22 protein-coding genes and 2 pseudogenes are annotated in these 21,828 nt (G+C 63.7%); 9 read left to right on the top strand and 15 right to left on the bottom strand.

What is annotated here, in order from left to right:
- Positions 1-126 precede the first annotated feature (126 nt).
- From G6N42_RS21335 to G6N42_RS21325, 3 genes and pseudogenes are all read left to right on the top strand, one after another.
- Positions 127-1,390, top strand: a pseudogene (locus G6N42_RS21335) (NAD(P)/FAD-dependent oxidoreductase).
- A 518-nt stretch (positions 1,391-1,908) separates the two neighbouring features.
- Positions 1,909-2,427 (top strand): GreA/GreB family elongation factor, encoded by a 519-nt coding sequence (locus G6N42_RS21330; protein WP_232076235.1) that lies wholly within the window; start codon positions 1,909-1,911, stop codon positions 2,425-2,427.
- Between the two features lie 180 nt (positions 2,428-2,607).
- A complete protein-coding gene (locus G6N42_RS21325; protein WP_163732468.1) occupies positions 2,608-3,783 on the top strand; it encodes an MSMEG_1130 family ribosome hibernation factor in 1,176 nt (391 codons plus the stop codon).
- 549 nt (positions 3,784-4,332) lie between these two features.
- Here G6N42_RS21325 and G6N42_RS21320 read toward each other — a convergent pair.
- From G6N42_RS21320 to fdxA, 10 genes are all read right to left on the bottom strand, one after another.
- Positions 4,333-4,644, bottom strand: coding sequence for a hypothetical protein (locus G6N42_RS21320; RefSeq protein ID WP_163732465.1), 312 nt, complete (start codon positions 4,642-4,644; stop codon positions 4,333-4,335).
- 74 nt (positions 4,645-4,718) lie between these two features.
- Positions 4,719-5,234: a Dps family protein gene (locus G6N42_RS21315; protein ID WP_163732463.1), complete on the bottom strand. Its 516-nt coding sequence runs from the start codon at positions 5,232-5,234 to the stop codon at positions 4,719-4,721.
- A 954-nt stretch (positions 5,235-6,188) separates the two neighbouring features.
- Positions 6,189-6,380, bottom strand: coding sequence for a ferredoxin (locus G6N42_RS21310; protein WP_163732460.1), 192 nt, complete (start codon positions 6,378-6,380; stop codon positions 6,189-6,191).
- A 109-nt stretch (positions 6,381-6,489) separates the two neighbouring features.
- The gene (locus G6N42_RS21305) at positions 6,490-7,944 is read right to left on the bottom strand and encodes a catalase (RefSeq protein WP_163732458.1); all 1,455 of its coding nucleotides are present in this window, start codon (positions 7,942-7,944) and stop codon (positions 6,490-6,492) included.
- A gap of 246 nt (positions 7,945-8,190) precedes the next feature.
- On the bottom strand, positions 8,191-8,862 hold the full coding sequence (locus G6N42_RS21300) for an Rv1733c family protein (protein ID WP_434059592.1): 672 nt from the start codon (positions 8,860-8,862) through the stop codon (positions 8,191-8,193).
- Between the two features lie 297 nt (positions 8,863-9,159).
- Complete coding sequence (locus G6N42_RS21295; protein WP_163732454.1) at positions 9,160-9,498, bottom strand: cupin domain-containing protein; 339 nt, start codon at positions 9,496-9,498, stop codon at positions 9,160-9,162.
- Positions 9,499-9,515: 17 nt separating this feature from the next.
- A complete protein-coding gene (locus tag G6N42_RS21290; RefSeq protein WP_163732451.1) occupies positions 9,516-9,803 on the bottom strand; it encodes a hypothetical protein in 288 nt (95 codons plus the stop codon).
- A 35-nt stretch (positions 9,804-9,838) separates the two neighbouring features.
- Positions 9,839-10,225, bottom strand: a complete 387-nt coding sequence (locus G6N42_RS21285) for a hypothetical protein (protein ID WP_163737957.1) — start codon at positions 10,223-10,225, stop codon at positions 9,839-9,841.
- Between the two features lie 38 nt (positions 10,226-10,263).
- The gene (locus tag G6N42_RS21280) at positions 10,264-10,959 is read right to left on the bottom strand and encodes a helix-turn-helix transcriptional regulator (protein ID WP_163732448.1); all 696 of its coding nucleotides are present in this window, start codon (positions 10,957-10,959) and stop codon (positions 10,264-10,266) included.
- Positions 10,959-11,303: a ferredoxin gene (gene fdxA, locus G6N42_RS21275; RefSeq protein ID WP_163732445.1), complete on the bottom strand. Its 345-nt coding sequence runs from the start codon at positions 11,301-11,303 to the stop codon at positions 10,959-10,961. The genes G6N42_RS21280 and fdxA overlap by 1 nt, the downstream gene beginning before the upstream one ends.
- Before the next feature lie 47 nt (positions 11,304-11,350).
- On the opposite strand from fdxA, the gene G6N42_RS21270 reads away from it, so the two are divergent.
- Both G6N42_RS21270 and ctaD read left to right on the top strand, forming a co-directional pair.
- Complete coding sequence (locus G6N42_RS21270; protein WP_163732442.1) at positions 11,351-11,641, top strand: DUF2249 domain-containing protein; 291 nt, start codon at positions 11,351-11,353, stop codon at positions 11,639-11,641.
- 334 nt (positions 11,642-11,975) lie between these two features.
- On the top strand, positions 11,976-13,712 hold the full coding sequence (ctaD, locus tag G6N42_RS21265; protein WP_163732439.1) for an aa3-type cytochrome oxidase subunit I: 1,737 nt from the start codon (positions 11,976-11,978) through the stop codon (positions 13,710-13,712).
- Between the two features lie 66 nt (positions 13,713-13,778).
- Here the strand turns inward: ctaD and G6N42_RS21260 are convergent, their stop codons facing one another.
- The 3 genes from G6N42_RS21260 to G6N42_RS21250 all read right to left on the bottom strand — a co-directional run bounded on the left by G6N42_RS21260 (position 13,779) and on the right by G6N42_RS21250 (position 17,036).
- Positions 13,779-15,029, bottom strand: a complete 1,251-nt coding sequence (locus G6N42_RS21260) for an NAD(P)/FAD-dependent oxidoreductase (RefSeq protein WP_163732436.1) — start codon at positions 15,027-15,029, stop codon at positions 13,779-13,781.
- A gap of 65 nt (positions 15,030-15,094) precedes the next feature.
- Positions 15,095-16,201: a transaldolase gene (gene tal, locus G6N42_RS21255; RefSeq protein ID WP_163732434.1), complete on the bottom strand. Its 1,107-nt coding sequence runs from the start codon at positions 16,199-16,201 to the stop codon at positions 15,095-15,097.
- A 79-nt stretch (positions 16,202-16,280) separates the two neighbouring features.
- A complete protein-coding gene (locus tag G6N42_RS21250) occupies positions 16,281-17,036 on the bottom strand; it encodes a helix-turn-helix transcriptional regulator (RefSeq protein WP_163732431.1) in 756 nt (251 codons plus the stop codon).
- Positions 17,037-17,127: 91 nt separating this feature from the next.
- On the opposite strand from G6N42_RS21250, the gene G6N42_RS21245 reads away from it, so the two are divergent.
- Both G6N42_RS21245 and G6N42_RS21240 read left to right on the top strand, forming a co-directional pair.
- A complete protein-coding gene (locus tag G6N42_RS21245; RefSeq protein WP_163732428.1) occupies positions 17,128-17,607 on the top strand; it encodes a DoxX family protein in 480 nt (159 codons plus the stop codon).
- A gap of 180 nt (positions 17,608-17,787) precedes the next feature.
- Positions 17,788-17,973, top strand: a pseudogene (locus tag G6N42_RS21240) (GTP cyclohydrolase I); the annotation flags it as partial.
- A gap of 44 nt (positions 17,974-18,017) precedes the next feature.
- Here G6N42_RS21240 and G6N42_RS21235 read toward each other — a convergent pair.
- A complete protein-coding gene (locus G6N42_RS21235; RefSeq protein ID WP_163732425.1) occupies positions 18,018-18,377 on the bottom strand; it encodes a DUF488 domain-containing protein in 360 nt (119 codons plus the stop codon).
- Between the two features lie 200 nt (positions 18,378-18,577).
- Between G6N42_RS21235 and G6N42_RS21230 the strand changes: the two genes are divergently transcribed.
- Positions 18,578-19,270 carry a helix-turn-helix domain-containing protein gene (locus G6N42_RS21230; protein WP_163732422.1) on the top strand — a complete coding sequence of 231 codons (693 nt, stop codon included), beginning with the start codon at positions 18,578-18,580 and terminating at the stop codon, positions 19,268-19,270.
- A 171-nt stretch (positions 19,271-19,441) separates the two neighbouring features.
- On the opposite strand, the gene G6N42_RS21225 is transcribed toward G6N42_RS21230, so the two are convergent.
- The gene (locus G6N42_RS21225; RefSeq protein ID WP_163732419.1) at positions 19,442-19,945 is read right to left on the bottom strand and encodes a VOC family protein; all 504 of its coding nucleotides are present in this window, start codon (positions 19,943-19,945) and stop codon (positions 19,442-19,444) included.
- A gap of 1,212 nt (positions 19,946-21,157) precedes the next feature.
- Between G6N42_RS21225 and G6N42_RS21220 the strand changes: the two genes are divergently transcribed.
- Positions 21,158-21,730 (top strand): DUF5994 family protein, encoded by a 573-nt coding sequence (locus tag G6N42_RS21220; protein WP_163737953.1) that lies wholly within the window; start codon positions 21,158-21,160, stop codon positions 21,728-21,730.
- Positions 21,731-21,828 lie beyond the last annotated feature (98 nt).

Here is a 21,828-nt window from a genome sequence, read left to right as displayed (position 1 = left end):
CCGGCTCGAATTGTCGGTTAGCGACAACGCCCTCTCGGGGGGTTGTCGAATTCGGGCAAGCGTCGCGGCGGTCATCCACACGACCATGGAATTAGACAGGCCAGGTGAAACTACGGAGGATTTGTGATGCTGCGCGTCGAACGCATTGATGGGGGGCCACGGTCGGCGATCGTCGTCGGTGCAGGCATCGTCGGGCTATCCACGGCGTGGTTCTTGCAGGAACGTGGTGTCGAAGTCACCGTGGTGGACCGCGCTGGCGTGGCGGCCGGCGCCTCGTGGGGGAACGCTATGGATCGCGCCGAGTTTGACTATCCCGCTGAACTCGTCGGCCGTGCTGCGCTATGCGCTGCGGTCCCTCGGCAACCCGAGCGCGCCGCTACACATCCCGTTGACCGCCGATTCAGCGTTCGCGGTCTTCTTGATTCAGTTCGCCGCCAACTGTCGGAGATCATCGTGGAATAAGGCGGTGCAGGCCAACGTGCCACTCAACGAGGAGGCCATCGAAGCCTATGACGTGCTTACCGCCAACGGTGTCGATGCGCCCATCACCGATACCCCGATCACCGCATTGTTTCGCACCATTGATGACGCCGAACAGATAATGGGGGAGCTGCGGCAGCTCCAAAATGCCGGGCAGTCAATGTATGTCACGGCACTATCGGGGGCGGCGCTGCGTGAACAGGTGCCGTTAGCGTCACCGGGCATCACCGCTGGACTCAACATCAACGGCCAGCGATTCATCGATCCGGGCCGATTTGTCCATGCCCTAGGCCAAGCCGTACAGGAGCGAGGCGCAACGCTGCGCACCGAGGAAGTCAGAGGCGTGTTCAGCTCAGGCAACTCCGTAGAGGTGCAATTATCCAGCGGGCCGTCGCTGACCGCCGATGCTGCCGTGATCGCGACCGGGGCGTGGCTGTCGCGGCTGGCCGGTAATCGAGTGTCGGTTCCGGTGCAGGCCGGTCGCGGCTACTCGTTCACCGTGCCAGTGGACCGCCCGATGCCCACCCCCATCTATCTGCCGGACGTGCGGGTGGCGTGCACGCCGTACCGAGGGGCCATGCGGGTCTCGGGCACCATGGAATTCCGCGACCCGCACGAACCGGTGATACCGCAGCGGGTGCGCGCCATCGTCGCGTCAGCCGGCCCCCTGCTTGAAGGTGTGCGCTGGGCGGAACGCAGCGACGTCTGGGTAGGTCCGCGCCCGGTCACCCCGGACGGTCGCGCCCTAATTGGTGAAATTTCCCGGGGCGTGTATGTAGCTGGTGGCCACGGCATGTGGGGGCTAGCGCAGGGCCCGGTGACCGGCCGGTTGTTGGCCGAACAGATCACCACCGGCAAACAACCCGAGATCCTGCGGGCGTTCGATCCGCTGCGCCGATCGCTGCGTTAGCCAACCCGCGAGATACCGAGCGCGGCTTGATTCCGGCCGAACGGCCTTACGCCAACCCGGGTCGGAAAGGATGTCAACACTGGCCAGGGCCCAGCGCTCCTGAAGAACCACCGCTTTGTGCACGGCGATTTAGTACGAGTCGGTGGCAGGCCACCTGCCATGAAAGGGAACATGATGGGGAACACAGCACGCGGGTGGATTTCACCAGCTCGTTGGCGGTTGGCGAACCCCGAGCCCTCACCTCGTAGCGGCCACGATATGCGTTGTCGGAGCACAACAACGGGCGTGCCAATGATTGTCGACGAGAGGCAACTGTTCGTGGGCCAATGTCGACGACCATTGAGGTAGCAGCAGTATGGCCGAGACCCTCAAGGTCGCGACGACCGACAGTGGCCAAACGTAGCCGCCGACACGACGGCCGGCTGACACAGCTGCCGCAAGCCCAAACAACGGGCACCCGTCCTCACGGCACCCACGCAGAACGAGATACCGAAATGCCCATAAAGAAACATATTTCAATGACACGACAGGCCCGAATCCGCCTGAAGAAGGAACTCGCGACGCTGCGAGGCCGTCCAGGCATCGAAGTCCCCGACGACTACATGGATACCGACGAAAATCGCGACGACTATCGAGCGCGGCAATCGCGCATCGGTGCCATTGAAACGCTACTCACCGACGCGATCGTCGTGGACGATTCGACAGATGACCGCATCGCCGCGCCCGACATGGCGATCACCGTCTACTACGACGACTCCGGCCACATCGACACCTTCGTCCTCGGCGGCTATGGAGCCGGAGACCACGACAACAAGATCTACCCGTTGCGATCCCCGATAGGCCGCGCCGTAGCCGGCGCACGGCCCGGTGAACACCGCACCTGCACCCTGCCCGGAACAGCACCGATCGCGGTCACGGTGCTGAAAGTCGAGCCGGCGTCCCGGGGCAGATTGAACAAACACCCCACATCGGCTTCGCCCGCGCAGCGGGCGCCCCACTCGAAAGCCGGGCCGTATAACGGCGACCGAGCTGCGTGAATCCTTGAGTGAACCCCTGTGGGCGATCAAATATGTTGGAACACACAAATTGTCACGCGATCTGTCGGCTCCGCGGCCGGCCAAACACCAACGCAGTCGCGCGAACGTGTGCGACGTGTCCGATCAGAGCATCCAGCTAGCGACTCGACACACACCGATGAAAGAAACAGGTGACACATCATGGTCATGATTGACCGCCTTGACGATATTGGTCTGCGAGACCTCTCCCGGCGCACCGACCCGCTCGGCGTGTTGTCGGTCTACGTAAACGCTGACCCTCATCAAGACCCGAATCTGCGGGCCGCCGCAATCGACCTTCGAAACAGATTCGCCGAGCTGCAGCACCGGATCAGCCAAGGCAGTGGCGGCGATCGAAGCAACGAGATCGCCGCCCAATTAGAGCGGCTCTGGCCGCAGTTGGATATCCTGACAAGCCCCATCGCATCTGGGCGAGGCCGCATCGCCTTCGCCGCGCTAGGTGCTGACTGGACCGTGCGACTGGAGAGCGCGATGCCGGTACCCACCCGGATGGTGTTAGACGACGGCCCGTTCATCCACCCGCTACTGGAACTCGTCGACGAAGGCAGCCCGGCCGGGGTCGTCCTCGTCACCGCCGAAGAGGCCCGTCTGCTGGAGTGGCGGCTCGGCTCGGTGACGACGGTCGACCGGCTGCAGCAGCAATATGTCCAGGCGCCGCACGAGCGCGCTGGCCAAATCGGTGGCGGCCCGAAGGGGCAGTTCCACACGCCGATGCGTGAACAGCGTCAATCTCGGGAAAGACAACGCACACAGCGATTCTTAGAACGGGTAAGCGTGCGTGCAGTCGAACTTGCCGAAAAGCTCGGCTGGGATTCAATCCTGGTCAGCGGCGGCGAACGGTGGACCGAAACGATGATTTCATTGTTCCCGCAAGCGCTGCGCGACAACATCATCGCTGACCCCCGGAACTTGTACGGCCTTGATGACGCCGCTCTGGCCGACGCGGTCACCGAGCAGGTCCACGAAGAACACAAGGACCGTGAAAAACGGCTGCTGGCGCGAATCGGCGACGCCGCAGGCGCGGGAATGGCAGCCCTGGGATTGTCCGAAGTGGCCGCCGCCTTGAACGCCGGCAGGGTCGCGCACTTGGTGTATGACCCACAGGTGCGGTACACGGGAGCTGTCGGTGCCGACGACGCGCTCTACGGCGGTGACGAGGTCGGCCCCGGCAGCCAGCAGCCGCGACCGGAACCCCGGTTGACCGAACGGCTGGTCGAGCGCGCCCTCGACACCGCAGCATTGATCACTCCTATCGAGGGCGCGGCCGCCGGCGAGCTGGCCGACGCAGCCGGAGTCGCTGCGCTGCTGCGGTGGTGACATACACGGCGGATACGAAACGGAATCACGCTGCCGCCGGTTGGTGAATCCTGAACGGGCCCTGACAGCGCCAGATTGCGACGGCTGCCGACGCCGAGCATTAGCGAGTCCGGTGCGTTCACAACGCGACGATAGGCCATTCAGGGCACGGCATCGGCCCGCAGCGATCGCCCATTGTCCACGCTATTGGCGGACGAGCGCTGAAACCGCGGAGCCAGTGTTGTGCAGCCGGCCTACGAACAGCCGTCAGATCATGCGCGCCGCAGTGTCGAGCAGCCGTCGGGAAACGACAGTGCCCCGAGGACCACCTGTGTCGACAGTGCGAGTGTGACGGCGTCTTCGCCGAGTGCGAACGCGTGCCCGAACTCGGCGCCATCAGAAACCGCCTACCCCCGCGCCGAACAGTATCGCGATCCCTCGGTATAGCGTTGACCATCATACGGCGGCGGAAGGTGCGCGCTTTGCGCGCCGACGCCGCGAGATCGTGGCCTGGCGGCATCGGCGAGGATTGTATGTCGCTTCGGGCGCGGACGCGAGTTGATCTTGCTTCTACGCGGCGTACATCGCAGCACCAGGGATTGACAGAGTGACCAGCATCAGCACGAGCAGGAACCATCCGGCGCCCTGCCATGCCGGCCACGCGCCCTGGTGTTTCCACACCCGGTAGGTCTTCACGAATGCGCCGATCCCGCCGGCCAGCAGAATTGCCGGGATCAGTGAGGCCGCGATCACCGATTCCCGCGCGGTGAATGCGTAGACGGCGAATGCCACCGCGGCCACTGCGACGAACGCCCCTGCATACCGCGCGGCTGCTCGGAATGTGGGGGGCCGGTCAAATCGTTTCTCGACATCGTGGGTCATCGGTCTGGATCCTTTGTCAATGCTCGCAACAAGTCACGCGCCGTGCATTTGCAATTTCGTTCTGCGGCGGCCGTTTAGGCCCCCCGAGCTAACCGACTGATGAAGCCGTCGGCGGTTTCCAGGTGAGCTCGTAGGAACCACTGAAATTTCTCCAGCTCGGCCGCATGCCCGATCAGCACATCTTGGGTAACGACGTCCAAATCCTCTAAGCGCTTGACGTTTTCGCGCGTCTCGGCGATGACCCCGCTGTAGACTCGCTCGAGCGCGGCCAGATGGACGTCGGCACAGTCTCGATCATGCGGGTACTCAGTCCAGCCGTGCTCGTTCATGATCGCGTCCGCAGTGCCCCGCGGCGATCCGCCTAGCGTCGCGATGCGTTCGGCGACTTCGTCGGCGTAGCCCCGTACAAGGGCCACCTGGGGATCGATCATCTGGTGTACCGCGATGAAGTTCGGACCGATAACGTTCCAGTGCACGTGCTTGAGGGTCAGGTGCAAGTCGTTGTATCGGCTCAGCTGTGTTTGCAGCATCGCGGCGACCTCAGCTCCCTGTTTGTCGGACAAACTCGGAACGGTGTAGTGGCTAGACATCAATGACTCCTTTTTGATTGAACATTTGCATAATGAGGGCAACTGGCTATAGCACGTTGTTGCCGAAACCATCTCTACGGCAATCTCTTTCGCCAAAAGTGAGGGGGACAGCATACTTCGGACGCTGCTGTGACGTCGCGGCAATCCAGTGTTGCGCACGCGCCACTAACTCGGGCCTGTTGTCACGCCACCTGCGTAGAGCTCGCCGCGAAGTCCGCTACGGCCGCGCCCACACCCACGGTGACTGCCGCCCAGCCAACCCAGGGCTCATTCGAATCCACCACTTCGTACTCCTTTGACATATTCGTTGACTGCTCTCGTTGCTTTACCTGCAGCCGTCGACTTGGTGGGGGACTATGGGCTCCCCGGCAGCAGCGATCGACTCTTTCCATCGTCCTGCGAGGTGTAGGTCTGGGACCTGCCCGCACTGAACAATCTCGCTGCCTGGCTTTGTCGAGTTTCGACAGCACGAGCGCGGCGGTTCTGCTGTTGAACAAGCTGGAGTCTCGGTCGAAACCCGCCAGTTGAGCGGGCGCCCGCCGACAACCAGGATGCCGCAACATCATTCAGGCCCGAAAACGATGCCGAATTTTCGATGTTGTGGCACACGCGTGTTCGTCGGCGCCGGGCCGAACATACTCGCGTCCGACTCCGGTGTGCCGGAAAACGTGCTTGGCACGTCTGGGCCGAACATCGCCACGACTGTAATGAACAAGACGGCATACGTGACGCTGAGCTGCTAACCATCCACAGGTTTTAATCGGTCCACCTAGGGTGGGCGGGCCGCCCTGGACAGGGGTCCGCCACCAGTCGTCTGCAGCTCAATTTGTCGGCCGCTTCTCCTCAGGCCCGGCACCGTTTCGGCAGGCGACGGTGGCTACGGTCGGGTCTCGACTCGAATTACCGACGGAGTGTTGGTGTCGGACTTTCCATCAGAATGTGACCTGGCGCCGCCTAATCTTTGCGCGACAGGGCCGCGCGCGGGCACTCGGCGATGGCTTCCTCGGCGAGCGCCTGCTGGCCGCCCGGGACGGGGTCGGCAGTGACCACGGCGTAATCGTCATCGTCGAGTGTGAACACCTCAGGCGCAATTCTCACGCACACGGCATTGCCTTCACAGCGGTCACGGTCCACTACGACACGCATATGCGTCCTCCTTCACCTCGCCTCGAGTTAGATACTGGCTGTCCGAGGATGCCGGGGATCACCGTGATGAACGCCGTTGCGGCCAGCGATGCCCTCGCGATGGCTGGACTCATTGCAGGACACCCTTTTCGATCCGATCGCCGAGGTCACGGTCGATGTTGCGCCAGTAGTCGAAGGCGCGTTGCAGTACCGGTTCGCTGACGCCGGCCCGAAGATGACCAACGACGTTGTCCACCAATCGGTCCCGCTCGGCCTCGTCCATCACATCGCGGACAAGGGTGCCGGCCTGGCCCCAGTCGTCGTCGGCGGCGCGCAGCGTGTAGGCGGTGCGCACCATGTCACCATCGGTGTGCCAACCCCCTGCATCGCCGTAGCGGGCGGTGTCGGCGGTGGGCCCGCCCTTGGAGTTGGGCGCGTACACCGGATCGGTGGCCAGCTGGTAACGCATGTGACCGGCGGTGCTGTAGCAGTGCACCGGCGACGTGGGTGCGTTGACCGGGAGTTGGTTGTAGTTGGCTCCGATGCGGTAGCGGTGGGCATCGGCGTAGGCGAACATCCGGCCCAACAGCATCTTGTCCGGGCTGGGCGCGATTCCGGGCACCATGTTGGACGGCTCCCAAGCGCCCTGCTCGATCTGGCTGTGATTGTCGGTGGGATTGCGATCCAGCGTCAGCTTGCCGACCTCGATCAGCGGGTAGTCGGCGTGCGGCCACACCTTGGTCAGGTCGAACGGGTTGAACCGGTAGGCCTTGGCCTCGTCGAATCCCATGATCTGCACCTTCAGCGTCCAGGACGGGCGCTCGCCACGATCGATCGACTCGAACAGGTCACGGGTGTGGTGATCGGTATCGAGTTTGACCAGCTCGTCGGCCTCGGCCTGAGTCAGGTTCTGCACGCCCTGATCGGTGATGAAATGGTATTTGACCCAGGATCTTTCGCCGGCGGCGTTGATCCACATGTAGGTGTGGGAGCCGTAGAGGTTCATGTGCCGCCACGTCGACGGGATACCGCGATCGCCCATCAGGTAGGTGACCTGGTGGGCGGACTCTGGTGAGAGCGTCCAGAAATCCCACTGCATGTCGTGGTCGCGCAGGTTGCTGTCGGCGCGGCGCTTCTGCGAGCGGATGAAATGGCCGAACTTGAGCGGGTCGCGCAGGAAGAACACCGGAGTGTTGTTGCCGACGATGTCGTAGTTCCCCTCTGTGCTGTAGAACTTCAGCGCCCAACCGCGCACGTCGCGCCAGGTGTCTGGGCTGCCGCGCTCACCGGCCACAGTGGAGAACCGGATCACCGTCTCAGTGGTGGTGCCGGGCGCAAACACCGCTGCCTTGGTGAACGCACTGACGTCATTGGTGACATCGAAGCGCCCAAAGGCCCCGCTGCCCTTGGCATGTGGTTGGCGCTCGGGGACGCGCTCGCGGTTGAACGCCGCCATCTGTTCGATCAGATAGTGATCGTGCAGCAGGATCGGCCCGTCGGGTCCGACGGTCAATGAGTGCTCGTCACTTTGCACCGGGATGCCGGCATCGGTCGTCGTCGGCGGTATGGGTGTCGTGTCGGTCATGTCGTTGCCTTTCGGTCGAGGGTGGGTATTCGGGATCTACTGGGCCGATGCGGCCGGCAATTCATCTCGTGCACGGCGTGTTCGGTATGCACAGCGCGCCAGCGTGATTGGGCCGTGCGCGGATCCGTCGCGCGATGTCTGTCGTCGCCGCCCAGCGCTTGGCCGGCTGTGGATGAATCGTTGGCGCTGGTCGCGGTTCTTGGCAGGCCGGATGCAGGGCCGGTGGAGGGCGGTGCAATCACGGCGTCACCGTTCCGACGTGCGGCCGGGATGATGTCCACCGCTGTTGTCGACCAAGTTGTCGAGATCGTGTTGCCATCCGGCGAAACGGATACGGTCACAAACGGCCCGGGTGACGGTGAACAGGGTCGCTGCGATGGCGGCCACGCTAATCCAGATCACGAGCGCGCCCATTGCCGCCTCAACGGCGGCGCGTGTGGTCGGCAGTGGTGCGGGGACCTGCGCTCCGGTGTTGTCGACCCAGATCTCAATGGAGTCACCGGTCTGGGTTGTTGATTGCGCCTCGACCGTGCCGGTGTGTTCGGCGTCGCCGGTCGTCCATCGGGCGGCAACGGTGGTGGTACCTGTTCGCAAGATTTGTTGGGAGGCAGGGACGTCGGTGACCGTCGCGGTCACCGTGTGGCGGGTATGGGCCTGCTCGGCGTAGAGGTGACGGCTCGAGTCATAGACCGCGGTGCCCACGGCCGCTGTGATCGGGAGCGCGAGCAGCGACACCACGACAGCCAGCACCAACACCAGCGCCTCGATCCGATCAGTCGTGCGCACCAGTGGATCGCGACCGGCCAGCCGCAGCACAACAGGCCACCGAGGCAGCCGCACCATGAAGGTGTCCATCGCGGCTGCGCCAGCCCGATGGTGAGCCGTCGCGCGTTGATCGTGGGGACGGTGGGGGTTCATCGACGGCACCCTTCGGCGACTCGCCTACGTCCGGCACTGTACCGACTGCTACCGGTGTGATCAGCAGCGGTGGCATCCATCCGCACGCTGGTGACCATCACCCACCTCCACAGCTCGACCATCCGATGCTTTTCATCGTGGCCTGGATCTCCCGCGCAACGATTGCCGTAGCCAGACAACGAGGCCGCGACGCTTTGTCGGATTCCGACAGCGCGCACGTAGGTCGGCGTCGGCGGCCGTGAGTGTGGTCGCCAAGCTTCATAGCCCGGGCAGGTCGTCGTCATAGATGGATTCGCGCTAGCGCTGAAGGGATTTGGCGACGGTGAGCAGCACGACGCTGTCGTCAAGCGCGTGTAGTCCGTGGCGGGTCGGGGGGATCACGAGGTGATCGCCGAGGCGACCATCCCAACGGGTGTTGGCGCTGGTCAGCTGGACTCGTCCGTGTAGCACCTGCAACGTGGCCTCGCCAGGACTGTCGTGATCGTCGAGACGCGTGCCCGCGGTCAGGGCAATTACGGTTTGGCGCAACGAATGTTGATGTCCGCCGTAGACGGTGTGCGCGCTGCGGCCGCTGGGGCTGTCGTGCGCGGCGGCCAGCTGCTGTCGGCTAAGCACGGTCAGCGAGATTTTGTCCATGGTGGCTATCGCGATCCTCAGTGGCTCGACGTCCGGCTCAGCTGCCGGTGTAGGTCGGCGATATATCCCTCGTACGCCGCGGCGACCGCGTCGAGGTCGACCTGCTCAGGCAAGTCGTCGGCGCTCTGACGGTCAATTAGGTAGGCCGCTGTTGCCTCGACGACGCGCTGCTCGTTCTCAGCGATCTGTGCAACCACGGCAGGGTCGGCGTACACGCGCACAACTACGGTGTCCTCGTCCCGCACAAACCGCACGAGGTAGTCATGATCGCCGAGCGCCTCGAGTTCTGGCTGATGAACGCTCATGTGACTTCTCCTTCCTTGTGTCGTTGTCGGGTTGGTCATGCCGCCAGCAGGGCAGCGCCCAGGACGACCAGGGCGGCCGCCTTGAGCACCTCCAACCCGATGTAGGCGTGGTGCGCCCGGGAGCGGGGCGCCTCGTGGCCGCCCAGTACGTACGCCGATCGCCGGTTGAGCCGGGGCCGCACAAACAGGAGTTGAACGGTCAGCAGCACGGCGATCCCCGCAGCCACCGCGACCAGCGGGCTCGAAGGCCCGCCGAGGATTAGGCATGTCGCGATGACCACCGCCCAGATCAACTCGACGCTGTTGAGGGCACGGAACACGACGCGCCCGATCGCCAGACCCACCGCCAACTCGAGACCTTCGGCGCGAAACTTCAGCGGTGCTTCCAGAAAGGAGATCGCCAAAACCATTCCCAGCCACATCAGCGTGGCAGCGGCCGCCACCCGGATAGCGATCTCGGTCACGACGATGCCTGATCACCCGACGACGCGGCAGCCAGGTGTGCCACACACAAGTCGGGCTCGACGAACGGGTCGAGCCGACCCACGGTGACCGGGGCGCGCATCGCGCTCAACGCGCCCTGCATCAAGCCCAGGTGCAACGAGCAGATCACCTCGCCGTGTTCTTCGGCCAGATTTTGGAAAGGGCAGTGTCGCAATCGGATCTCGCGCGTGCGCGGACTGTACGCGGGTTCGGGCTCAAACCCTAGCTCCGCCAGTAACTCCACCAGTTCGTTGACCGCGCGGGTTTTCGACGGTGCCCGACGCTGGCCGGATGACTCCAACAGCCTCGGGCTCGTCGCACGTCCCAGCCGGGTGGCGACGGCGGCGGCGTCGGGTTCGCGGGCCAGATGGTCGGTGAGGATGCCGGCAAGTAGCCGATAGTTGGTCGGCCCTGCGGGGTCCATCCGGCGGCTGGCGCGAAACAGGATTGGGGGTCGGCCGCGACCGGCGGAGTCACCGAGGACTTGTTCGACGCGGCCAGCGCGCGCCAGCGCATCGAGGTGAAACCGAACAGTGTTGGGGTGCACCTCGAGCTCATCGGCGATGCTGGCAATACTGCACGGCTCCGCCGAGGACCGCAGCAGCGCCAGGATGACATCTCGGCGGCCCGGCGGCCCCTTCTCCGACGGATGCGCGGTCGCGTCGGTGCGCATCAGTGGCCCTGCGGCGGCAGAGCCGCCACCATCGGCGTATCGGCTTCGACCGGACCGAGTTTTGCGGCTCCTCCCGGCGACCCCAGCGGATTGGTCTGTCCCGGCAGGGTGTCGGTGAAAAACTTGACGTTCTCATCCTGATAAGGCTGTAGCGACTCGGGTAGGTCGTCTTCGTAGTAAATCGCTTCTACCGGGCATACCGGTTCGCAGGCACCGCAATCGACGCACTCGTCGGGGTGGATGTAGAGCATCCGAGCTCCCTCGTAGATGCAGTCGACTGGGCACTCGTCCACGCAGGCTCGGTCCTTGATGTCCACGCACGGCTGCCCGATTACGTATGTCATGCCAACTAACTTACTCTAATTACCACTTGTAGGAATAGGATGAGGCTATGACTATCTACGACGAACTGCGCGCCCCTGCTGATACCGACGAGTTGGACGTGCGCCACATACCCAAACCGCAACGGCACCCGATGATTTTCGCGCGCTTTGACGCACTGGCAGCGGGCGAGTCGTTCGTGCTCGTCAACAGTCACGACCCCAAGCACCTGCGCGAGGAGTTCGCGCGCGACCGGCCCGGCGCCTATGACTGGCGCTACCTGGAAGGCAACCAGACCGAACATCTGTGGCGGATCCGGATCATCCGAATCACCGAGCCCGACCTTTTCGGTCTGCTCTGACATCGCACCCAAGATGCTCACCGCCACCCTTGCGTCGCCGAAAGCTCGATTGGCTCGGCATCAGACGAGTGCGAGCAGACGGACTCTGCCCGAGTGGGCGGTCGCCAAGACCAGCATGGCGAGAGCGGAATTGTCTGTGCCCCAGCCGGATTGGCAGGGGTGGCCTGGAAAACGGGTTGGTGGACCAAACGATATTAGAGGAGTACAGTCCTCCAAAATAGGTTAAGGATGGACGGCCCATGGCGGATGGGAGCGCGAAAAGCGGCAGCGACGTTGTCGCGCAAGCGGAGAGCCCGGCCGGACCCACCGCGGAAACTCACACTGAGAGCACGCCGTGAGCGCCGTAGCTGAACTGATTGCGACCCGGCCGTTCCCGCAACGTCGTGGGTTTAGGGGCACGTTCGTCTACAGGTTGGTGACGACGACTGACCCCAAGCTGCTCGGGATGATGTACGTCGTCACCTCGATCGGCTTCTTCATGGTCGGCGGATTGATGGCGCTGTTCATGCGAACCGAGCTTGCGGCGCCGAGTTTGCAGTTCTTTTCGAACGAGCAGTACAACCAGCTGTTCACAATGCACGGCACCATCATGCTGCTGCTGTATGCCACCCCGATCGTATTCGGTTTCGCCAACTGTGTTCTGCCGCTACAGATCGGCGCACCCGATGTCGCATTCCCGCGCCTCAACGCGCTGAGCTACTGGCTGTTTCTGTTCGGCGCGCTGGTCACGGTGTCGGGCTTCCTCACTCCCGGGGGCGCCGCGGATTTCGGCTGGACGGCGTACACGCCGCTGAGCGATGCCATCCACTCGCCAGGCGCTGGCGGCGACCTTTGGATCATGGGCCTGATCGTCGCAGGGCTCGGGACGATTCTGGGCGCCGTCAACATGATCACCACGGTGGCGTGCATGCGCGCGCCGGGGATGACGATGTTCCGGATGCCGATCTTTACCTGGAACATTTTGATAACGATGATCATGATTTTGATCGCGTTTCCGCTGCTGACTGCCGCGCTGTTCGGCCTGGCCGCCGACCGCCACCTCGGCGCTCATATCTATGACCCGGCCAACGGCGGTGTGATCTTGTGGCAGCACCTCTTCTGGTTTTTCGGCCATCCCGAGGTCTACATCGTGGCGATCCCGTTCTTCGGCATCGTCACCGAGATCGTTCCGGTGTTCAGCCGCAAACCGGTCTTCGGCTACACCACGATGGTCTACGCGACCGTGTCCATAGCGGCGCTGTCCACCGCTGTTTGGGCCCACCACATGTTCGCCACCGGCGCCGTTCTCCTACCTTTCTTCTCATTCATGTCGTATCTGATCGCGGTGCCTACCGGCATCAAGTTCTTCAACTGGATCGGCACGATGTGGCACGGCCAGTTGACATTTGAGACACCGATGTTGTTCTCGGTGGGATTCATGCTCACCTTCCTGCTGGGCGGCTTGTCCGGGGTCATGTTGGCCAGCCCGCCACTGGACTTCCATGTCACCGACACCTACTTCCTGGTCGCTCACTTCCACTACGTGCTGTTTGGCACCATCGTGTTCGCCACCTACGCTGGCATCTACTTCTGGTTCCCGAAGATGACGGGCCGCCTGCTCGACGAGCGGTTGGGCAAGCTGCACTTCTGGCTGACGTTCATCGGCTTCCACACCACCTTCTTGGTGCAGCACTGGCTGGGTAACGAAGGTATGCCGCGCCGTTACGCCGACTATCTACCAACCGACGGCTTCACCACCTTGAACATCGTTTCGACGATCGGCGCGTTCACCCTCGGGGTATCCATGCTGCCGTTCGTGTGGAATATCTTTAAGAGTTACCGCTACGGCGAGCCGTGCACCGTCGATGATCCTTGGGGCTACGGCAACTCGCTGGAGTGGGCGACCAGTTCCCCGCCTCCGCGGCACAACTTCATCGAGCTGCCTCGGATCCGTTCTGAGCGGCCAGCTTTCGAATTGCATTACCCGCACATGTCGCAGCGGATGCGCGCCGAAGCACACATCGGCCGCGGACCGAATTCGCCTGCAGCCACCCACGACTTCGCCGTCACGAACCGGTTGTCCGGTCACTGAGCCGGCGCGCCGCGGCATCCACCTTTTCCGAATGCGACGTTCTCATTGTCCGGGGAAGCTGTTGTGCTATCGAACGTGAGTCGCCTTGCCGGCCAGGCCCATTAGAGGCACGTCGGGGTCGGCGAGCTTCGCGGCATCGACGTGGGCGCCGGAGCGCACGAGCGCCTCGATCGCGTCGGTGACACCCCACGTGTTGACGTTCATGCCGGCCAGGACCCGCCGTTCGCGCAGCCAGAAGGCGATGAAATCACCGCTGGCGACGTCGCCGCGGAAGACGACCTCGTCGTAGCCGTCTGGCCCGACATAGCCGGAATACTCCATCCCACAGTCGTATTGGTCGGAGAAGAAGTAGGGCACGTGGTCATAGGAGGTAAGTGTGCCCATCATGTTCGCCGCCGCGACCGGTCCTTGGTTGATGGCGGCCGACCAGTGCTCGAGGCGCAGGTGAGTGCCCAGCATGGGGTAGTACGAGTTGGCCACGTCCCCGGCGGCGAACACGTCGGAGTCGGCGGTGACCAGGTGCTCATCGACGACGATGCCATTGTCGAGCGGCAGGCCTGCCGCGTCGGCCAGTTCGGTGTTGGGGGTGGCGCCCACGCCGATCACGACTGCGTCGGCCGGCACGACGTCGCCGCCGGCGAGGCGCACGCCGGCCGCCTTGTCGCCGTCGCCGATGATTTCGGCGACTTCGGCATTGGGCCGCAGCTCGACATCATGCGCGCGGTGCAGCGCCGCACACGTCTCGGCAACTTCCGCGCCGAGCACGCCCAGCAGCGGTAGCTTCCCCCGCTCGAGAAGGGTGACGTGACACCCGGCCTCCCGGGCGGCGGCGGCGGTCTCCAAACCGATCCAGCCCGCCCCGATGACGGCCACCTGCTGCGCGGCGGCGAACGCCGCCCGCAGTGCGTCGCTGTCGGCAACCCTGCGCAGGTACTGGACACCGGGGAGTTGGGCGCCGGGCACCTGCAGTCGCCGGGGTCTGGAGCCCGTCGTCAGGAGCAGCTTGTCGTAGTCGAGCGTCCAGCCCTGCGCTGTGCTTACTTTGTGGGACACGCAGTCGATCTCGGTGACTCGGGTACCTAGACGCAGGTCGATGTCGTTCTCGAGGTGCCACTGCGCCGGATGGATGTAGATCTTCTCCCGCTCGGTGCTGCCCAGAAGGTAGCCCTTCGACAGGGGTGGACGGTCGTACGGGCGGTAGGTCTCATCCCCGATCAAGATGACCTTCCCATCAAATCGGTTGGAGCGCAGCGCCTCAGCGGCCTTGGCGCCGGCCAGCCCGGCGCCCACGATGACAAACGTCTGCCGTGCACTCATCTGGGCCTCCTATTCGTTGAGAGGGCGGTATCGAGTTCGGTTGCCTCGCAGCGGGATCCCCGCGGTCATTGCTTCGCGAGCTGGTGTGCTTTGTTGCGCAAGGTGACCAGCAGCTCGGAGAACGACTGATGAAATCCGTCGACGCCTTGTTCTTCGAGGCTGCGGCCGACGTCGTCCATGTCGATACCGATCGTGCGCAGGTCATCCATCACGCGGGTCGCCTCATCTAGATGGGTATCGAGGGTCGCCTCGACGATGCCGTGGTCCTCGAATGCGGCGATCGTGGATTCGGCCATCGTATTGATCGTGTCGGGTCCGATGAGGCTGTCGACGTAGAGGGTGTCGGGATAGTCAGGGTTCTTCGTCGAGGTGGATGCCCACAGTGGCCGTTGCGGGTTGGCCCCCAGGGTCGCCAGTTTCTCCCACCGCGGACCGCTGAACCGGTCCCGAAAGATCTGGTAGGCCAGGCGTGCCTGCGCGACGCCGGCACGTCCGCGCAGCGCCGCCGCGTACGCGTCGCCGATCAGGTCCAAACGCTGGTCGACGTGTGTGTCGACGCGGCTGACGAAGAACGACGCCACGCTGCGGACCGCGGGCAGCACGCCGCCGCGCCCAGCAAGGGTTTCCAGACCAGATAGGTAGGCCTCGATCACTTGCTCGTAGCGGGACAGGGAGAAGATGAGAGTGATGTTGATGCTCAGACCTTTGCCGATCAATGTCGCGATCGCCGGGATGCCTTCGGCGGTGGCGGGGATCTTCACCAGCAAATTGGGGCGGGCGATTCGCTCGTGCAGGTTGGTGGCCGCGGCGATCGTAGCGGCGGTGTCGTGCGCGAGCTCCGGCGCGACTTCGACGGATACGAAACCGTCACTGCCGTGTGAGCGATCGAAAGTGGGACGCAGCACCGCCAGGGCGTCGATGACGTCGCGCACGGCGAGTTCCCAGTACGCGTCTTCGGCCGAATGACCCGAGGTAGTGAGGCCGACGAACTGCGTGTCGTAAAGATCGGACGCCTCAATGGCTTTCGCCAAGATCGTCGGATTGGCCGTCACCCCGCGTATCCCGTCGGCCACGTAAGCGGCCAATGTCCCGTCGTGCAGGTACGGACGGGTGAGGTTGTCCAGCCAGGGGCTTTGCCCTCGCTCGGTCTGTAGGCGCTCCAGACGTGTCATCGCCGCCGCCCACCCTGCTCGAAGGCCACGCCGACTGGGCGATCGGTCCTGGGTAGCGGACTCAACGAGATCTTCGACGTCATGGTGACCTCTCTTCACTCGTCGTCGACTCGGGGTCGGTCCGGCCGCGCAGCGACGATGGCTGTGGTGGTGACAGGCGTGCGTGTGGCGGGTGCACATCGTGCACCACCACGCAGCAGCGGTCAGGGTCCGGCTCGAGTTCGGCGTGCGCGCGGGGGTCCCCGCAGCCGGCGATGATTCCTTCGACGAGGCGCAGATTCAGCCCACACACGACATCTCGGTGATCCTGAGCGACGACGTGGAACGGACAGTTTCGGAGGATGATGCGGCCGTCGCCGACCCGCGGCAGGTAGCCGCAATTGCGCAGCGCCCCAGCGACGTTGCCGCCGGACTCGCGGCCCGCGCGGCGGCCCGCCTGCGCGGCGGACTCGTTCACGGCTGTTCGCACTGCTCCACTGGGGTCCTGCTCGACCGATGCGACCAGCAGTGTCGCCAGCAGTTCGTAGTCCCGGGGGGGAACGGTGATTGTGAGCTCCTGGGTGGCGCGGGTGTAGAGCTTGGCCGGGCGTCCGGCCCCCGGCCCCCCGCGGCCGGCGGGGCGCTGGTAGCTGATCGTCAAGAGGCCCGCCTCGGCCAACTTGTCCAGGTGGTAGGCCGCGAGAGTGCGTCCGATCGACGCATCGGCCGCGGCCTGTTCGCGAGAAACCGGCCCGTCGGCCTCGGCCACGTACTCGTACAGCTTGCGCCGCAACGGGTCGTCCAGGTGACTCAGACCGCTCAGTGCGGCCAGGTCGCCGGGGCGGGTGATGGACATAATCCAACTCTAACACCAAAAAGTATTGACAAATGGGCCTGAGCGGCAGATTCTAAAATTAGCCAGTATTGGTTTTACAAAGGAGATTGCGATGACCGCTTCAGCGCTACCCGGTTCAGCCGCCCACACCTCCTCCGAGGTGCTGCTGCGCGCCCGCTCCGACCCGGCTTACGCGGCGTTCCTGCTGCTGCGGATCGGATTCACGGTGCTGCCGATCGTGTTTGGGCTCGACAAGTTCACCAACGTGCTCACCAACTGGGAGGGCTATCTGGCCCCGTGGATCGTGGATCTCAGTCCAATCAGCGCGCATCAAGTGATGCTGTGCGTGGGGGTGATCGAGATCGTGGCCGGCATCGCCGTGGCGATCAAGCCGCGCTATGCCGCTTACATCGTCGCGGCATGGCTGGCCGGCATCATCGTCAACCTCGTGAGCTATCCCGGCTTCTACGACATCGCTCTGCGCGACTTCGGCCTCTTGCTCGCCGCGCTGACCTTGGGCCGTCTGGCCTTTGTGTACGACGCCGCCTGGCGTCGGCCGACCCCCTCCGGCACCGATACGCCTGTCGGATAGTCGAATCCACCAGGTTCCTCCCTCCGCGCACCCCGGCGCTGCCTACGGCTGCCACCGGTGGCGGAGGGATCGCCTTGTCTTCCGGAAGGACTCCACTGCAATCCAGCGCCGCACTGCAACTCGTGCACCCCTCAGAGCGGAATCTATCCGCCGCGGAAGTCGCCGCCGCGGCATTCCTTTTGGCTTGACGCTCAGTTGCAGCCTCGTGGTGTCGGCGTGGTCATCGAGGCCGGGCACACCTGCATGACCCTGCGGGGGGTGCAGGCCGCCGGATCGACGACCATCACCTCCACGCTGCTGGGTGCCCTGAGTGAAGATCCCCGAGCGCGCCAGGAATTCTTCGCGCTCGTCGACGTCCGCATCTGAGCCGCGGCGAGCGGGTTCATCGGGGTTGGGCGGAGAGACCCCGCTTACTGCAGAATCGCTGCGAGCACGGTGGCCTCACTGATATCGACGGCTTTGCTCGCTGTCAGCAGTGTCAGCGGTCCGGCTTGCGCGAGGTCGCGTAGGTGCGCGAGGGCCTCGGCGCGCGCCGGGGTGGTCAACTCCGCCTGGTAGCGGCAAGTGAACTCTTCGAACCGCTCCGGAGCATGGTTGTACCACTTACGCAGTTCAGTGGACGGCGCGATCTGTTTGCACCATTCGTCCAAATCGGCCTTCGCCTTGGTCATTCCGCGCGGCCAGACCCGGTCCACCAGTACCCGGGCGCCGTCGCCGCGTGCTCGATCCTCATACACGCGCCGCACCCGCACCGCGTGGGTGCGTCCCATTCGGTCACCTCCCTCGCAGAGGAAGGCAGCCCGCCTGTCCATGGACGTCCGAATCCCTAGACCCCTGCTAATATAAATGAAGTATATCCGTTAAAGAGTCTTCAAGGCGTCAGGTGGACGACGAAACAGACACTGCGGCCGGTTCGCGTCGGCGACGAAATCGCCTGCCGCGCAATCGGCAACGTGAACGAACGCTTCAGATGGTGCGCGAGCGCGGCGGTGCGATCGATGCGGTCGAGCTTGCTTCGCTCATGAAGTTGCATGTCACCACCGTGCGATTCCACCTCGATGCGTTGTGCGACGAGGGAGCGATCGAGCGCATCCGGATGAACCGGGACGGCAGGGGTCGCCCACGCACCGGATACCGCGCCGTAGCGGAGCGCCTGGACTATCGCATACTCGCCGAGATCCTTGCGATGGAGCTCGGCGAGACGGTAGAAACACGCGCTCGGCGTGCTCAGCGCGCGGGAGTGCAGTGGGCCGAACGGATCGCGACTTCGCGGCCTGAAGCTGTTGGGGGTCAAGGTGGTACGGACGCGGCGCGGGCCGGTGACCTGTTGGATAGAGGTGCCGTGCTGGCGACTGAGGTGTTCGACCGTATGGGGTTTGACGCCGAACTGGCCGCTGAATCAGAACCATCGGCATCGCTGTCGGCTGATAGCGAGCAGGTTTTCGGGGCCGAGCGGGTCATTCGTCTACACGCCTGCCCAGTGCGCGATTTGTCTCGAGCCCACCCCGAGGTGGGTTGCGGCCTACACCTGGGGTTGCTGCAGGGCTTGGTCAACCGGGCCGCGGGTGGACATGCCGACCACGACGAGGTGTCAGTGTCCGCCAGGCTCGAGCCCTTCGTCGAACCCGAACTCTGCATTGCTCGGTTGGGGCCTCGGCAATAACGGAGTGGTTGAGGTGCGGCCACCGCTGGAGGGCTCTCTGCATCCTGTCAAAGGGCTCGATGATCTCCGGGGACACCATCCTGGGCAACACCGCGCATGTCGAGCGCTCCCGCGTATCGGCGCTCGCATTCCTCAACTACCTTGAGGGTCAACGAATCCGGTGCGGGTGGCCTAGGCCGCGAGGTCTCTGGTGCGCAAGCGTCGCCGAAGAGAGCGCAGTCGTCCCCGCAGTCGCGAGCCGATCACCTCTCTCGGGAGCTGGCTCGGACTTGGGTGTGTCACGATGACCCGTCCGCCGTCGGGGTCACATCCCTCGACGAAAGTAACCCCATTTTCGGTGTAGGTAAAAGTCGCGACATCATAGGCGAATAGACGCTGCGATATCCGCAGCAGTTCTGCTCGGTTGTCGGTCGCCCACATAAGGTACTGGACGCCCGTGGCGCCGATACGCCGCCGCCGGGGCGGTGCTTCCGAACGCAGATAGATCTGAAAACCGCCCGTTGTCAACAGTAGTGCGGTGTCCTGCTCCTGCAGCACCACCTGGCACGAAAACACATCGCAATAGAAGTTGATCGAGCGGGCCAGATCGGAGACCGTCACCAAAGACGACGACACTGTGGCGGTGCCCCCACTGGCCGACCCGGGTTGACCCTCGCGGTCCGGGTCCGTCTTCATGACGACCTCCGATTATAGATGATTACTATCATTCATAATACGCTTCTCAGGTTTAGCAGAAAAGCTTCCGACTAGAAACCGGGATCGCTGAACGAGGTCCGTCTCGACGACCGCTGTCTTGCGGCGTCGGTGGTTACGGCGCCGGCCAGACAGAAGCATCGAGTTCTGCCGAGTCATTGCCCGATGTGGGCGGCGGCGCATCGCGCGAACAATTCGGACGCTGGAATTTTCGCGTGCTGGCGACTGGGTTGTGTACATATGGTCGATAGTCCCAGTCAAACACGATGTGCTGCGGGAAAAGATGGGCGGCAAGCGCGCGCCGCTCATGCCCGCACGAATGAGTGCCGACTACCACGAGTCGCACATCACCATCAGGTGTGATCCCAGCTGATTCAACAGGATCTTCGCCGACCGCTCAGCACGGATGTCGTTGTGAAGGACGCGGCCGTTGAAGGCGGCGTAGCGGCGCCTCGCACCAACGCGATCGGTAGATCCAGCGGCCCGACGAATCCTGGGGTTGAGCATGCGACAACTTATCTCGCACCCTTATCAGGCACATTTTTAAATGATAGAATTCCTTTATATTGACCGTCCCAACGAGAGAGGTAGGCAGCCGTGATCGTCGGCGATGTCTACGGCGGAGGCGCCGGACTACCGGAGATGGCCGAGTTGGGGCGTTGCAATACCGTCTTCTCGTGGTCGAAACCCAACGGCTACACAAGCTTGCAGTTGGTCATCGAAATCCCCGTCCGCTCGAGAAATCGGACCCGATTGGTGCCCGTCGAGGTGCAAATCAAAGCCCTCGCACAGGATCTGCGGACCAACAGCGAGCACACGATCGATGACAACTCCCCGCACGCGATACCTAGCCTGGCGCTCGGCCCGCTGACCCAAACCGCCCATGCCGCCCACCGACTCAATAGGGCACTGCAGCCAGTACAAGGCCACGTCATGCCCTCGGTCACATCGAATGCTGATGACGGCGACCGGAACTCACCGCCTGGGATCGACCTCGACGCACGTGCCCCACGCAGGACGGCTGCGATGACGCGCCCCGTCACAACCCCAACGACGCAGACAACGGGCAAGGCGGAAGCGCGCGTGAGGCCGTCGAGCACCCAAAGCTGCTCCGCGTACGCGAAACTGGCCAGCTCGATCCCAAGGCTTCAACCAACTTTTTCCCGGTAGGAGGCAACGTATGTCCGCGCAACTCTGCACGGCAATGCACCCCTGACACGTCCCAGCGTCGAGCGAGGTCTGCGATTTAGATTGAAGCCCGCACACCGATCCTCCGGGTTCGTGCAGGGTGCGTGGTGGCCCCGCACCGATCAACTACTCACTGAACTTCCGCCTCTGCTGACGGCCCTCACGCGGCGGCTCGGCCAGATCGACCACGTGATCTTCGATGAGACGTATTGGACGCCAGCATCATTGCGCATGGAGGTTATGGGTCGCAGCATCCTCCTGGAAGGCTCTGCGCAATCATCCACCAACACGCTGACGGTGATCGGTGAAGGGTTCGGCAAGCTAGTTCTCCTGGTCGTTCCCCCCTATACCAAACCAGCGCGCGCATACGCGGCCGTGATGACAGCATCGAAACCCGATGACGTGTCAAGCCCCGACGAACTGTTGGGGATCGGACCTCGGGAGGCGCAGGGTCGCCGCCGCGCAGTGCTGGCGCGCCAGCGTTGGCAGTCCGAGGGCAGAGTGCCGCGCCGTCTGGACTGTCAACGCGGTAACGGCAGCGTTGTAGAAATATTTCCGGAGGTGCGGAGTGCTCAGTGACAATGAGTTCGCAGCGCTGCGCGACATCGAGCGCCGGTTCTATCGGGGGAGCCCGGAACTGTTTCGTCTCTTCGACAGCGTAGAGCCGCAGTCGGTGA

This window comes from Mycobacterium gallinarum (assembly GCF_010726765.1).
GTDB lineage: Bacteria > Actinomycetota > Actinomycetes > Mycobacteriales > Mycobacteriaceae > Mycobacterium > Mycobacterium gallinarum.
The sequence above is the reverse complement of the archived record's forward strand: the minus strand, read 5'-3'. Positions and strand labels throughout refer to the sequence as shown.